This is a genomic window from Streptomyces sp. NPDC016309, assembly GCF_043077235.1.
Taxonomy (GTDB): Bacteria; Actinomycetota; Actinomycetes; order Streptomycetales; family Streptomycetaceae; genus Streptomyces.
Genome location: NZ_JBIBSG010000006.1, coordinates 402,890 through 415,391, shown reverse-complemented (window position 1 = coordinate 415,391; position 12,502 = coordinate 402,890). Strand labels below are relative to the sequence as shown.

14 protein-coding genes are annotated in these 12,502 nt (G+C 72.9%); 11 read left to right on the top strand and 3 right to left on the bottom strand.

Going from position 1 to position 12,502, the window contains the following annotated elements:
- Window positions 1-229 precede the first annotated feature (229 nt).
- The 4 genes from ACF068_RS18220 (at window position 230) to ACF068_RS18205 (ending at window position 2,376) form a co-directional block, all read left to right on the top strand.
- Window positions 230-526, top strand: coding sequence for a hypothetical protein (locus ACF068_RS18220; protein WP_392275318.1), 297 nt, complete (start codon window positions 230-232; stop codon window positions 524-526).
- Complete coding sequence (locus ACF068_RS18215; RefSeq protein WP_392275242.1) at window positions 523-1,413, top strand: transcriptional regulator; 891 nt, start codon at window positions 523-525, stop codon at window positions 1,411-1,413. The genes ACF068_RS18220 and ACF068_RS18215 overlap by 4 nt, the downstream gene beginning before the upstream one ends.
- A 94-nt stretch (window positions 1,414-1,507) precedes the next feature.
- Complete coding sequence (locus ACF068_RS18210; protein ID WP_392275241.1) at window positions 1,508-1,996, top strand: roadblock/LC7 domain-containing protein; 489 nt, start codon at window positions 1,508-1,510, stop codon at window positions 1,994-1,996.
- Between the two features lie 5 nt (window positions 1,997-2,001).
- The gene (locus tag ACF068_RS18205; protein ID WP_392275240.1) at window positions 2,002-2,376 is read left to right on the top strand and encodes a hypothetical protein; all 375 of its coding nucleotides are present in this window, start codon (window positions 2,002-2,004) and stop codon (window positions 2,374-2,376) included.
- Window positions 2,377-2,383: 7 nt separating this feature from the next.
- Here the strand turns inward: ACF068_RS18205 and ACF068_RS18200 are convergent, their stop codons facing one another.
- The gene (locus ACF068_RS18200) at window positions 2,384-2,944 is read right to left on the bottom strand and encodes a hypothetical protein (RefSeq protein WP_392275239.1); all 561 of its coding nucleotides are present in this window, start codon (window positions 2,942-2,944) and stop codon (window positions 2,384-2,386) included.
- Between the two features lie 139 nt (window positions 2,945-3,083).
- On the bottom strand, window positions 3,084-3,932 hold the full coding sequence (locus ACF068_RS18195; RefSeq protein WP_392275238.1) for a MurR/RpiR family transcriptional regulator: 849 nt from the start codon (window positions 3,930-3,932) through the stop codon (window positions 3,084-3,086).
- Window positions 3,933-4,119: 187 nt separating this feature from the next.
- Here ACF068_RS18195 and ACF068_RS18190 point away from each other — a divergent pair, with 187 nt between their 5' ends.
- The 5 genes from ACF068_RS18190 to ACF068_RS18170 all read left to right on the top strand — a co-directional run bounded on the left by ACF068_RS18190 (window position 4,120) and on the right by ACF068_RS18170 (window position 8,166).
- Window positions 4,120-4,536 (top strand): hypothetical protein, encoded by a 417-nt coding sequence (locus ACF068_RS18190; protein WP_392275237.1) that lies wholly within the window; start codon window positions 4,120-4,122, stop codon window positions 4,534-4,536.
- 178 nt (window positions 4,537-4,714) lie between these two features.
- Window positions 4,715-5,140, top strand: a complete 426-nt coding sequence (locus ACF068_RS18185) for a hypothetical protein (protein WP_392275236.1) — start codon at window positions 4,715-4,717, stop codon at window positions 5,138-5,140.
- A gap of 53 nt (window positions 5,141-5,193) precedes the next feature.
- Window positions 5,194-6,645 carry a hypothetical protein gene (locus tag ACF068_RS18180; RefSeq protein WP_392275235.1) on the top strand — a complete coding sequence of 484 codons (1,452 nt, stop codon included), beginning with the start codon at window positions 5,194-5,196 and terminating at the stop codon, window positions 6,643-6,645.
- 10 nt (window positions 6,646-6,655) lie between these two features.
- Window positions 6,656-7,267 (top strand): hypothetical protein, encoded by a 612-nt coding sequence (locus tag ACF068_RS18175; RefSeq protein ID WP_392275234.1) that lies wholly within the window; start codon window positions 6,656-6,658, stop codon window positions 7,265-7,267.
- A 65-nt stretch (window positions 7,268-7,332) separates the two neighbouring features.
- Entirely contained in the window at window positions 7,333-8,166 is an 834-nt protein-coding gene (locus tag ACF068_RS18170) for a histidine kinase (protein WP_392275233.1), read from the top strand.
- A gap of 379 nt (window positions 8,167-8,545) precedes the next feature.
- Here ACF068_RS18170 and ACF068_RS18165 read toward each other — a convergent pair whose 3' ends face one another.
- Window positions 8,546-9,931, bottom strand: a complete 1,386-nt coding sequence (locus ACF068_RS18165; protein WP_392275232.1) for a cystathionine beta-synthase — start codon at window positions 9,929-9,931, stop codon at window positions 8,546-8,548.
- A 104-nt stretch (window positions 9,932-10,035) separates the two neighbouring features.
- On the opposite strand from ACF068_RS18165, the gene ACF068_RS18160 reads away from it, so the two are divergent.
- Together ACF068_RS18160 and ACF068_RS18155 are read left to right on the top strand one after the other, a co-directional pair.
- Window positions 10,036-11,037: an SGNH/GDSL hydrolase family protein gene (locus ACF068_RS18160; RefSeq protein ID WP_392275231.1), complete on the top strand. Its 1,002-nt coding sequence runs from the start codon at window positions 10,036-10,038 to the stop codon at window positions 11,035-11,037.
- Window positions 11,038-11,220: 183 nt separating this feature from the next.
- Window positions 11,221-12,441: an acetyl-CoA C-acetyltransferase gene (locus ACF068_RS18155; RefSeq protein WP_392275230.1), complete on the top strand. Its 1,221-nt coding sequence runs from the start codon at window positions 11,221-11,223 to the stop codon at window positions 12,439-12,441.
- Window positions 12,442-12,502: the final 61 nt, after the last annotated feature.

Here is a 12,502-nt window from a genome sequence, read left to right as displayed (position 1 = left end):
CGCCGGACGGACGGCGGCCCCCGCGGCGGCCCCGCCGCCGGCCACGGGCCTGCCCCCGGCCCTGGGCCCGGTACCGAGCCCGTTCCTGGGCCGGCTCCCGGGCCCCGACCGGGGTCCCGGTCCGAGCGCCGACCGGGGTCCCGTTCCCGGTTTCACCCATGGACCCGGCCAGGGCCCTGCCACCGGCCCCGCCCATGGACCCGGTCCGGGCGCTTCCCCGGGCCCCGCCCTGGGCGCGGCTCCCGGCCCCGCCCCGGGGCCGCCCCCGGGCCTCTCCCCCGCCCCGCCCCGGAGCACCGCCACGGCGTCGCCGCTCCCGGTGCTGCCGGGCGGCACGGACCCCGGAGCCCCGCCCATCGAGGACGTCATCGTGACGACCCGCACCGGCTACCACGTCCTGCGGTTCGTCGAGACGACCTTCGACAGCAGCGTCTTCCTCCACCTGTGGCTGGACCGCTCCACCGGCAACCTGGCCCTCGCCAGGCTCCGGCTGCGGGAACTGGCGGAGCGGCTGGTGCTGGTATGAGCACGCGTACCGCCGGAGCCACCGCCACCAGGACCGTGGTGTCACCGATGCTGCTGCGGCTCGCCCACGAGCACGCGACCGGGGCGCTGATACGGGACCACGGGACGCTCTACCTCGTCGACGGGCGGGTGGCGCACGCGGAGAGCCCGGTCGCGCCCGGCCCCGACGTCCTGCTGACGGCGGGCGGCCGGCAGCCCCGGCAGGGCCCGGTCTCCCCGGGCGAGCTGGAGATCTGCCACCTGGGTGCCCTGTTCGACGCGGCGTTCTTCGCGCTCGCCCCCGGACGCGGCCCGGCCCGGTTCCAGTACGGCACCGTGCACGGGACGCACGCCGTGCGGGCCGTACGCCCCGTGTCGGCGGCCGACCTGGAGCGGGAGACGCTGCGCCGCCGAGAGCTGCTCGACAACGTGTGGCCCTACCCCGCCGTCGACGCCGCGCCCGTCGTCCCGCGCCCCGCCGCCCCGGGCCAGACCCTCACCGCGCGCCAACGGGCCCTGCTGGCCCACGCCGACGGCCTCCGCACCCCCGCACAGCTCGCCTGGGCGCTGGGCAGGCCCGCGTTCCACACGCTCCTGGAGATCCGGCGGCTGGCCGCGGCCGGGCTGGTGACGACCCCGCCGGACCCGGTCCTGGACTCCACCCTGGACCTGGGCCCGGACCCGGCCCTGGATCCGGTTCCGGTGGGCCCCCACCCGGGCTCCGGCCCCGACCGGTCGCCGCCCGCCCCGGACGCGTACCGCGCGGGCCCGCCCTGGACGACGACCCCGCGCGGGACGGCCCCGTACCAGCCGGCCCGGTACGCCCCGTTCACCCCGGCCGGCCTGGCATCCGACCCGGACATCGCCCTGCTCCGCCGGCTCCGTGACGCCCTGGAGGCCCATCTGTGACCGCCCGTACGCCCCGCACCAGCTCATGAGGCGCGCCTTGCGACAGCTCGCCGAGAGAACCGAGCGCAGTGAGAGGAGCGAGAGGAGACAGCTCATGACGGCGGCCGAAGCCGAGGTGCTCGGCGAGCTCAGACGGCTGCGGGCCCGTGTCCCCCAGGTGACCGGGGCGCTCGCGGCCAGCGCCGACGGCCTGGTCCTGGCGAGGGACACGGCCGACGCCGACGCCGCGGAGGGCGTCGCCGCGCTCACCGCGGCCGCGCTCGGCGTGGCCCTGCGGCTCACCGAGGCCACCGGCCAGGGCGGCTTCCGGGAGCTGCTGGTCCGCGGCGAGCACGGCTACGTCGCCACCTACGCGGCGGGCACCTCCGCCGTCCTGACGGTCCTCGCCGAGCCCCGCATCAACGTGGGCCGGCTCCATCTGGAGGCCCGCCGGTCCAGCGCCCGCATCGGCGAGCTGGTCGACGGCGCCCTCCAGCGGCGCACCGCGCAGTTCGAGGCGCGTGCCGCCCCCACGACGGCCGCGTCCACCGCGGCGAACCGAGCCGTACCGCCCCTCCCGTCCCACAAACCGAAGGAAGCGTGACACTCATGGCCAACACCGAAACCGCCCTCAAGGAAGCCACCACGGTCATCGACGGTGCCCTGGGGGCCGCTCTCGTCGACTACACCAGCGGCATGGCGCTCGGCACGATCGGCGGCGGCAAGGACCTGGACCTGACGGTCGCCGCCGCGGGCAACACCGACGTGGTGCGCGCCAAGGTGCGCACCATGGAGATGCTCGGCCTGAACGAGGAGATCGAGGACATCCTGATCACCCTCGGTACGCAGTACCACCTGATCCGGCTCCTCAAGGGCCGGGGCGCGAACGGCCTGTTCATCTACCTGGCGCTGGACAAACAGCGGGCGAACCTGGCGATGGCCCGTCACCAGCTCCGGAAGATCGAGGCCGAGCTGGACGTCTGACACGGGCTCAGCGGCGCCGCGCCCCGCCCGGCGCGGCGTCGCCCGCCGCGATGCCCGTCGACCGGTACGCCTCGACGGGACCGCCGGCCGGGCCCTTGGTGAGCCGGTCCACGGGAACCCACCAGAGGGTCTCCTCGGTGCGTTCCCGGTGACCGATCCACCGGGCCTTCAGCCACAGTCCGGCCCCCGCGCCCGCCAGCCACAGCCCGCCCGCGCCGGGCGCCGCGAACGACGCGCCCACGGCGGCGGTGAACGCGGCCAGGAACCACCACCGGCGGGCGCGCCGCCGGACCCGCAGGGTCACCGCCCGGTCCTGGAGGAAGTCCGCCCGCGCCGCCCTGGTGGCCTCGGCGGCCAGCCGCGCATAGCGGCCGCGCCGCGCCAGGGCCACGGCGGCGGCGGTCACCAGGAACAGCGCGGCCCCGGCGAGCAGCCCGGCGCGCCGCCCGGTGAGGCCGGGCGACAGCGTCCCCGCCCCGGCCGCCAGGAGGCCCGCCCACCACAGGGGGGCTGCCCCCGCCCGTACGACCACGGCCACTCTCGCCAGCGCCTGTCCTCCGCGCGCCACGTCCGCCTCCCTGTCCGGCTGTCCGACTGTCCGCCCGTGCGCGGCCGTCCGGTGCCGACGGCCACCCGGTGCGGCGGGAGGGTAACGCCGTTTCCTTAACGTTGTCTGAGAGGCGGTCCGGAGGACCCCGGCTCCGGGGTCACTCCACGAAGAGGCCCCGCGCGGCGGCCGCCGCGTCGAACTCCTCCAGCCGCGCCTGGGCGTCCGGCAGCCCGTCGCACATCGCCTCCAGCAGCACCCGCCCCAGCAGCATCGGCGCGCACGCCGTGTCGAAGGCCAGCCCGGTGCCGACCGCCGCCGGGAGCAGCAGGTCGCTGTGCTTGGCCACGGGTGCGAACGCGGAGTCGGCGACCGTCACGACGGTCAGCCCGGCGTCGCGCGCGTACGCGAGGGCGTCCACGACCTCCCGGGGGTGCCGGGGCAGGGCGAAGCACAGCAGCACGGTGGCGCCCGCGCGCACGGACGCGTCGATCCGGTCGGTGAGCATCGTGCCGCCCTCGTCGAGCAGCCGTACGTCCGGGTGGACCTTCGCCGCGAAGTACGCGAAGCCCCGCGCCTGCGAGGACGCGGCGCGCAACCCCAGCACGGGCAGCGGCCGCGAGGAGGCGAGCAGCCGCCCGGCACGCTCGACCGGCCCGGGGTCGGCGAGGAGTTCCGCGAGGTGCCGCAGGTTCTCGATCTCGCCGAGCACCGCCTGCTGGTACTCGTTGTACGCGGACTCGCCCGCCGCCGGGCCGGCGGCCGGCTCGGCGGGGGCCACCTCGCGGAGGTGCCTGCGCAGCGCCGGGTAGCCGTCGAACCCGAGCGCCACGGCGAAGCGGGTGACGGACGGCTGGCTGACACCGGCCAGCTCGGCCAGTTCCACGCTCGACAGGAACGGTACGTCGCCGGCGCGCCGCACCATCGAGTGGGCGATCCGGCGCTGCGTGGGCGTCAGCCGGTGCCCCTCGAAGAGCGCCTGTAGCCGTGCGGCGGCGCTGTCGCTCATCCCGTCCCCCTCTGTGTCCACCGGGCTCTCCCACCCGATTATTCAGTCACTCAAGACTCTGCATGACGATATGCAGCCGAGCAAGCGGCCCGGGAGCACCGGACCGCTGCCCCGGGGGTGCTCCGGGGGGCGAAGACGGGGGCTAGCCCCACCGACACGGCGGCCGGGGCTCCGTACCGTGAAACCCATGGAAGCCCGCGACACGGAGCTCGCGAAGGAGCTCGACGCCACCCTCCAGGCCCGCCGCGAACTGGGGGCGGAGTACGAGCCGGCCCTCGTCGAGTCGTTCCTGGAGAAGCTGGAGCAGCGTCTGGACGACACGGTCGAGCGCCGGGTGCGCCGCCAGGTCGCCGAGCAGCGGATGGTCGTCGCCCGGGGAAGCCGCCCCGGCGGCGGCCCGCCCGGGGAGAACTTCGGCGAGCGCTTCGGCTTCGCCATCGTCTCGCTGATACTCGCCGTCCCGCTCTCCGCGATAGGCGTCGGCAACGCGGGCCTGAAGGGCCTGCTCGTCACCTGGGCCGGCATCGTCGGCGTCAACGCCTTCCAGGCCGCCCGCACCGCGCCCTGGGCCCTCGCCCGGCGCGCGCACGACGAGGAGCGATAGGCCGTGTCTCGTGTCCGCCTTCTGCACGAGACTCTCACAACTCGCAATCCCCGTGGGAAATAGCCCCGTTATTCCGACGAATCCGGCGCGGAGCCGGGCACGCCCGGCCCCCGGGTCCGGAATGCCGACATAGGATGCCGACACGAAATCGTGATCACCAGCATCGGGGGTTGGCGCCATGGGATTCGATGAGGAATGGGCCCAGTTGAGGGCCGAGGCCGCGAGCCGTCGGGAGACGTCCATGCGGCTCAACCAACTGCCCGCCGACCAAGGCGGGGGCGGCGGCCCGGACTTGGCGTCCTCCCCCGCCGAGAAGCGCGCGGCGGCCAACACCATCGAGACACTCATCGTGCCGGACACGAAGAAGGCCACCGACTGGGCGGACGAGGCCACGACGGGCGCCGTGGGTGCGCTCAAGGGCTGGGAGACCGCCACCGGGCTCAAGACGGTGCAGACGACGTGGGACAAACAGGTCAAGACCCTCACCGACCGGCTGAACCGGGAGAAGGGCGCCCTCCGGGCCACGGTCACCACCCTGGGCGGCGTGGACGTGGGCCGTGGTCAGGACATCGCGAGCATCCCGTCGAACATCCGCAGGTACTGACCGCTGCCGCAGCGCGTACGTGCCGGATGTCCCGTCGCCCCTGAGGAAACAGAATGCTGACCTATCACGAAGTCATGTCCACGGACTTCGGACCGCTCAACACCGCTGCCGACAAGTGGCAGAAGATGGCCGACGAAATACACAAGGTGGAAATCACCTACCGGGACCATGTGCAGAAGATAACCATGGGTCCGACGTGGCTCGGTCAAAGCGCCGTCGCGGCACACACGAACTTCGCCGCGACGCGTCATGAGTACCAGGCCGCTCAGACCCAGGCCAAAGCGACCGCCACGCTGCTGCGCAACGCCCACCAGCAGTTCGTCGAGCTGAAGAAGCAGCTCGAAACCGCTCGCACGGACGCCATCGAGGCCGGCATGAAGGTGTCCGAACAGGGCAACGTGGCCTACGACTGGGACAAGCTCACTCCGGCCGAGCGCAACGCGGCCCGTCACGACCCCGACCACGCCAGGACCGTGCGGGAGAGCGAGCAGTCCTGGGCCGAGTACATCAAGGCCTGTGTCAAGGCCGTCGACGACGCCGACAAGGACCTGAAGAAGGACCTGGAAGCGGTCGTCAAGGACGCTCAGGGCGGCAAGAACGACGAGACCCTGGGCACCGGGTTCAACGGCGACGCCGGGAAGGTCTCCGCCGCGGACGACAAGCAGAAGCAGGAGCGCACGGAGCTCAACGCGCTCAAGATGCGCGACGACGAGACCCTCGACGACTACGTGAAGCGCCTGCAGAAGGCGGGCATCGAGAACGTCACCGGCAGCAAGCGGGCCGCCGAACTGTTCGCCGCCGTGCAGAAGGGCACCCTCAGCGCCGCCGCGTTCGCCACCGCGACGGGCATGACGCTGAAGGGCTCGTACAAGCTGTACAAGGCCCTCAAGACCGGCAAGGAGGTCACGGCCCCGGGCACCATGCTCGCCAGGTTCATCAACGAGCGGCTGCCCGCGGCGCCGGGCAGCCTGCTGAGCCGCGTTCCCCCCGGCATGGTCACCGCCCTCACCGGCTCCGACGAAGCGGCGATGTTCGCCGGTGCCATGAAGAACGGCGTCTTCCACATGCCGTCGGCGGCGGAGGCCAACCTCATCAAGGTCGCCCAGAACGGCGGACTCGCGAACGCCGCCAAGGCCGCGGGCTGGATGCGCGGCGTGGGCGTGGTCGGAGGCGTGGCGGCCACGGCCTACGGCATGGCCAACCTCGCCACGTACGACACGGACATGATCAAGGCGAACCCCTCGAAGTTCGCCACCGACCTCACCGGCACGGCGTTCAGCGCCTCCATGACCGCCCTCACCGTGGCGCCCACCCCGGTGACGCTGGGCCTGGCCGTCGGTACGGGCATCGCGTACGGCGGCGCGGTGATCTGGGAGAACCGCGAGGCCATCGGCGACGGGCTCGAGAAGGCCGGGGACTGGGTCGGCGACAAGGCCTCGGACGTCAAGGACGGCCTCGCCAGCGGGGCGAAGAAGCTGGGCAGCGCCCTCAATCCGTTCGACTAGCGAGGAATTCATGCACACCACCATCAGCCCGTTCACCCTCACCCACTGGAGGGAGCGGAAGAAGGGCGAGCGGACCCAGTGGGGCTGGCAGGGCACCTCGCCGGAATTCGGTGACATCCGGGTGGTCCACCCGGCGCGGCCGTTCGCCCCGGAGAAGATCGTCACCGAGGTGAGCGGCGGTCTGATCCCCACGGCGACCTTCGAGGCGCGCGGACTCCACACGGAGGGGATGACCCGGCCCTCGCTCAACCGCGCGGTCCTCCGCGTGGGGGACGGGCACGTCCGGATGAGCCGGAACCGGTGGGGCATGACCCACCGGGGCCGCTCCCTGCACCTGACCTACCTCGGGGACGGCTACCGGCTGACGGCCGTCGACCGCCGTTCGTACACGCTGTCCCGGGTCGCGGACGCCGAGGACCCCGGCGTCGTCATCACCGTGCGGCAGTCGGGCCGGGGCCGGAGCAGGCGCATGACGGTGCAGGCGGAGGGCCGGGTGCTGCACGCCGACATCGCCCTCGCGGCGCTCTTCTGCGGGGTCGACCGTTCCGTACTCACCCGGCGGGGGGCCGTACGGGCAGGGTTCTCCCGGGTCTTCGACCTGTGGGCCGAGTCCCAGTACTGACCGCCTGACGGCTTCCGACCGGGCCCGGGGCGGGCTTCGGTGAGTGACTACCAAGTGAGTGAGACATGCCTTCGTTCGACGTTTCCAGGTCACGCTTCCGGCTGGCCGACGAGCACGTGGTGGTGCTCTCCGAACTGGCCGCCGGGGAGGAGGTGCCCGAGGAGTACACGACGGCCCACAAGGAGCTGGTGGAGTGCGGACTGATCCACCGGGACGGGAAGCTGTCCCACCTCCTGCTGCCCCTGATGAAGACGGTCCTCTCGCCCGTCGTGGTCATCTCGCTGGAGGCGGGCGGGCGGCAGGGCAAGCTGCACCACGGGATGATGATCGGCCAGGACGACGTCGTCGCCCATGAGGCGTGGCCCGGGCAGGCCGAGGCCGAGTACTCCCTCGTGGAGCCGAAGACGCTGGTCTGGAAGCTCGCCGACATGGTCGGCCTCCGGCAGGCCCCGGCCGCGCGGGAGGCGGCGCTCCCGGTGGTCGAGACCACTCTCGGCACCGTCGAGGCGGGGCTCACCGCACTGGAGACCCTGCCGCCGGGCGGCTCCGCCGACCAGGAGCGCGACTACATCGGCCAGGGCCTCGCCTCCGCCGGCACGCTCGACGGAGCGGCACTGACGCAGCTCACCGAGCTGATCTCCGAACTGCGGTCGAGCTGGCGGATGACCGCCGCCTGGCAGACGGCCCCCGGGGGCCTGCCGGCTGTCGAGGCGCGTGGCTTCGCCGTGTGGGACTGCGGGCCGCTGGGCTACTGGCTGCGGGAACTGCCGGCGGAGCCGCTGACCGCGGACGCCATCACCTCGGCGACTCCCTTCCGGCTCGTCCGCGTGGACGCGAAGACCATCTGGACGAGGATCACCGGCCTCCTGCCCGGAGAGGGGGAGATCCGCCGGGCCTGAGCGCGCCGGCGACGTCCGCCGGGACACCGGGCGGACCGCTCGACGGACGTACGGAGTGGCTCGCGGCCGCGCCGCCCGCGAGAACCACCGCCCGCGAGAACCACCGGGCACGAGAACCGCCGGGCAGCGCCCGGGAGCGGGAAGGTGGCGCGGGGACCGCCGCACCCCCGTTGCCGGGGGGCGGGACGACGGCGGTCCCCGCGAGGGGCACGGGCCGGGTCAGGACCGGTCTCCGTGTCCGCGGCGTTCTTGGAGGTCCGGGAGCCGCTCCGGTGGTCCGTGACGCCGACGAACACCACACTGCCGGAAGCGTGTTAAGCGAGTGCTGCGGCAGCGTGACGCGCTCGTACCGTTTCGGCGAAGCGGCTTCTCCGATCGGCTACTTGCCGTCCTTGGCGAGGAAGGCGAGCAGGTCCTGACGGCTCACCACACCGGTCGGCTTGCCCTCGACCAGCACGATCGCCGCGTCGGCCGTACCGAGCACGGACATGAGGTCCGCGACCGGCTCGCCGGAGCCGACCTGCGGCAGCGGGGCGCTCATGTGCTTGTCGAGCGCGTCGTCGAGGGAGGCGCGCTTGGTGAACAGGGCGTCCAGCAGCTCGCGTTCGACGACCGAGCCGACAACCTCGGCGGCCATGACGTCGGGGTGGCCGGCGCCGGGCTTGACGATGGGCATCTGGGAGACGCCGTACTCGCGGAGGACGTCGATGGCCTCGCCGACCGTCTCCTCGGGGTGCATGTGGACGAGCTTGGGGATGTCACCCTCCTTGTGGCGGAGGACGTCGCCCACGCTGGCGGACGGGCCTGCCTCCTCCAGGAAGCCGTAGTCGGCCATCCACTCGTCGTTGAAGATCTTCGACAGGTAGCCCTTGCCGCTGTCGGGGAGCAGCACGACCACGACGTCGTCCGGGCCGAGGCCCTCGGCGACGCGCAGCGCCGCGACGACGGCCATGCCGCAGGAGCCGCCGACGAGGAGGCCCTCCTCCTTGGCGAGGCGGCGGGTCATCTGGAAGGAGTCCTTGTCGGACACGGCGACGATCTCGTCGGTGACGGTCCGGTCGTAGGCGGAGGGCCAGAAGTCCTCGCCGACGCCCTCGACGAGGTAGGGGCGGCCCGACCCGCCGGAGTAGACGGAGCCCTCCGGGTCGGCGCCGACGACACGGACCGTGCCGCCGCTGACCTCCTTCAGGTACCGGCCGGTGCCGGAGATGGTGCCGCCGGTGCCGACGCCCGCCACGAAGTGGGTGATCTTCCCGTCCGTCTGGTCCCACAGCTCGGGACCGGTGGTCTCGTAGTGCGAACGGGGGTTGTTCGGGTTGGAGTACTGGTCGGGCTTCCAGGCGCCCGGCGTCTCACGGACGAGCCGGTCGGAGACGTTGTAGTACGAGTCGGGGTGCTCCGGGTCGACGGCCGTGGGGCAGACCACGACCTCGGCGCCGTACGCCCGCAGCACGTTGATCTTGTCGGTCGAGACCTTGTCGGGGCAGACGAAGATGCACTTGTAGCCCTTCTGCTGGGCCACGATGGCGAGACCGACGCCCGTGTTGCCGGACGTGGGCTCGACGATCGTGCCGCCGGGCTTCAGGGCGCCGCTCTCCTCGGCCGCCTCGATCATGCGCAGGGCGATGCGGTCCTTGACCGAACCGCCGGGGTTGAAGTACTCGACCTTGGCCAGGACGGTGGCCTGAAGGCCCTCGGTCACACTGTTGAGCTTCACCAGCGGGGTGTTGCCGACGAGGCTGATCATCGAATCGTGGTATTGCACCGTAGTCTCCGGGGTCTCCGTAATGGTCCCGCCAGCGTATGCGTAGTCGGAGTCGAGTTCGGGGCAGTTAGCTCTTGTACCGGATCGAGGAGGTGGCTGTCCCTATGTCGAGGGCGAGGGTGGCCCGGCGGATTGCCGCCGGCGCGGCGTACGGGGGCGGCGGCATCGGCCTGCTGGGGGCAGCGGCCGTCGGGGTGCTGCTGGCCGAGGTACAGCTCGCGAAGCGGTCGGTGGGCGGTGGTGTGGCACCGCTGCCGCCGGCGGCCGACGGGCTGTACGGCCGGGGGTACGGGGGCGGCGCCGAAGCCGTCCGGCTAGCCCTCCTGGGTGATTCGACGGCCGCCGGGCAGGGGGTGCGGCGTGCGGGCCAGACGCCGGGCGCGCTGCTCGCCTCCGGGCTGGCGGCGGTCGCGGAGTGTCCCGTGGAGCTGCGGAACGTCGCGCTGCCCGGGGCGCGCTCGGACGACCTGGAGCGGCAGGTCTCGCTGCTGCTGGCCCCTCCGGGGCGGATCCCCGACGTGTGCGTGATCATGATCGGGGCGAACGACGTGACGCACCGGATGCCGGCGACGGAGTCGGTCCGGTACCTCGCGACGGCCGTGCGCCGCCTCCGTACGGCCGGGGCGGAGGTCGTGGTGGGCACCTGCCCCGACCTGGGCACGATCGAGCCTGTCTACCAGCCGCTGCGGTGGCTGGCGCGGCGGGTGTCGCGCCAGCTGGCGGCCGCGCAGACCATCGTGGTGGTGGAGCAGGGCGGCCGGACGGTGTCGCTGGGCGATCTGCTGGGTCCGGAGTTCGCGGCCAACCCGCGCGAGATGTTCGGCGCCGACAACTACCACCCGTCCGCGGAGGGCTACGCGACGGCGGCGATGGCGGTGCTGCCGACCGTCTGCGCGCTGCTGAACGTGTGGCCGGAGACGGACCGGCTGGAGGCGGACCGCCGGGAGGGCATGCTGCCGGTCGCGAAGGCCGCCGCGGAGGCGGTGGAGGAGGCGGGTACGGAGGTCACGGGCGCCCGGGCCCCGTGGGCGCTGCTCAAGCACCGGCGCCGGCGGCGGCTCCCCTCGGTCCAGGACCCCGCCCCGCTCCGGGACGCCCACGGGTGAAATCGCCCGGTCCGGGCAGGAACCGGGTACGGGACCGGGGCCCGCGCGGACGCGGGCCGGGGCCCGAGGTGCTGAGCGAGCGCTTAGAAATGCGGTCGGCATCACACGTCCATCCCGATGACCCAGGCCATACGTACGGGTAACTTCCCTCTCAGTCCTGCCCCTCGCCCCTCTGGAGCCGTGATGCCCGAAGCCGTGATCGTCTCAGCCGCCCGCTCCCCCATCGGCCGGGCCTTCAAGGGCTCCCTGAAGGATCTGCGGCCGGACGACCTGACCGCCACGATCATCCAGGCCGCGCTCGCCAAGGTGCCCGAGCTCGACCCGCGCGACATCGACGACCTGATGCTCGGCTGCGGCCTGCCCGGCGGTGAGCAGGGGCACAACCTGGGCCGTATCGTCGCCGTGCAGATGGGGATGGACCACCTCCCGGGCTGCACCGTCACCCGGTACTGCTCCTCGTCGCTCCAGACGTCCCGCATGGCCCTGCACGCCATCAAGGCGGGCGAGGGCGACGTCTTCATCTCCGCCGGCGTCGAGATGGTCTCCCGTTCCGTGAAGGGCACCAGCGACGGCCTGCCCGACACCCACAACCCGCTCTTCGCCGAGGCCGAGGCCCGCACCGCCGCCCGCGCCGAGCAGGAGGGCGCCGACTGGCACGACCCGCGCGAGGACGGCCTGCTGCCCGACGCGTACATCGCGATGGGCCAGACCGCCGAGAACCTGGCGCGCCTCAAGGGCGTCACCCGCCAGGACATGGACGAGTTCGGCGTCCGGTCGCAGAACCTCGCCGAGGAAGCCCTCAAGAACGGCTTCTGGGAGCGGGAGATCACCCCCGTCACCACCCCCGACGGCACGGTCGTCTCCACGGACGACGGCCCGCGCGCGGGCGTGACGCTGGACGGCGTCCAGGGCCTGAAGCCGGTCTTCCGCCCCGACGGCCTGGTCACCGCCGCCAACTGCTGCCCGCTGAACGACGGCGCCGCGGCGCTGGTCATCATGAGCGACACCAAGGCGCGGGAGCTGGGCCTGACCCCGCTCGCCCGGATCGTCTCCACCGGCGTCTCGGGCCTGTCCCCCGAGATCATGGGTTACGGCCCGGTCGAGGCCAGCAAGCAGGCGCTGAAGCGCGCCGGGCTGACCATCGGCGACATCGACCTGGTCGAGATCAACGAGGCGTTCGCCGCGCAGGTCATCCCGTCCTACCGGGACCTGGACATCCCGCTGGAGAAGCTGAACGTCAACGGCGGCGCGATCGCCGTGGGCCACCCCTTCGGCATGACCGGCGCCCGCATCACCGGCACCCTGATCAACAGCCTCCAGTTCCACGACAAGCAGTTCGGCCTGGAGACGATGTGCGTCGGCGGCGGCCAGGGCATGGCCATGGTCATCGAGCGGCTGAGCTGAGCCGTAGCGGAGGGTAGGGGTCGCCCGAGGCACGAGGGCGGCACCTGCCCGCAGCGGTGGC

Coding starts and splice junctions, on each gene's coding strand:
- ACF068_RS18215 (WP_392275242.1), top strand. CDS start 523: ATGAGCACGCGTACCGCCGGAGCCACCGCCACCAGGACCGTGGTGTCA.
- ACF068_RS18175 (WP_392275234.1), top strand. CDS start 6,656: ATGCACACCACCATCAGCCCGTTCACCCTCACCCACTGGAGGGAGCGG.
- ACF068_RS18160 (WP_392275231.1), top strand. CDS start 10,036: ATGTCGAGGGCGAGGGTGGCCCGGCGGATTGCCGCCGGCGCGGCGTAC.
- ACF068_RS18180 (WP_392275235.1), top strand. CDS start 5,194: ATGCTGACCTATCACGAAGTCATGTCCACGGACTTCGGACCGCTCAAC.
- ACF068_RS18205 (WP_392275240.1), top strand. CDS start 2,002: ATGGCCAACACCGAAACCGCCCTCAAGGAAGCCACCACGGTCATCGAC.
- ACF068_RS18195 (WP_392275238.1), bottom strand. CDS start 3,932: ATGAGCGACAGCGCCGCCGCACGGCTACAGGCGCTCTTCGAGGGGCAC.
- ACF068_RS18170 (WP_392275233.1), top strand. CDS start 7,333: ATGCCTTCGTTCGACGTTTCCAGGTCACGCTTCCGGCTGGCCGACGAG.
- ACF068_RS18185 (WP_392275236.1), top strand. CDS start 4,715: ATGGGATTCGATGAGGAATGGGCCCAGTTGAGGGCCGAGGCCGCGAGC.
- ACF068_RS18210 (WP_392275241.1), top strand. CDS start 1,508: ATGACGGCGGCCGAAGCCGAGGTGCTCGGCGAGCTCAGACGGCTGCGG.
- ACF068_RS18155 (WP_392275230.1), top strand. CDS start 11,221: ATGCCCGAAGCCGTGATCGTCTCAGCCGCCCGCTCCCCCATCGGCCGG.
- ACF068_RS18190 (WP_392275237.1), top strand. CDS start 4,120: ATGGAAGCCCGCGACACGGAGCTCGCGAAGGAGCTCGACGCCACCCTC.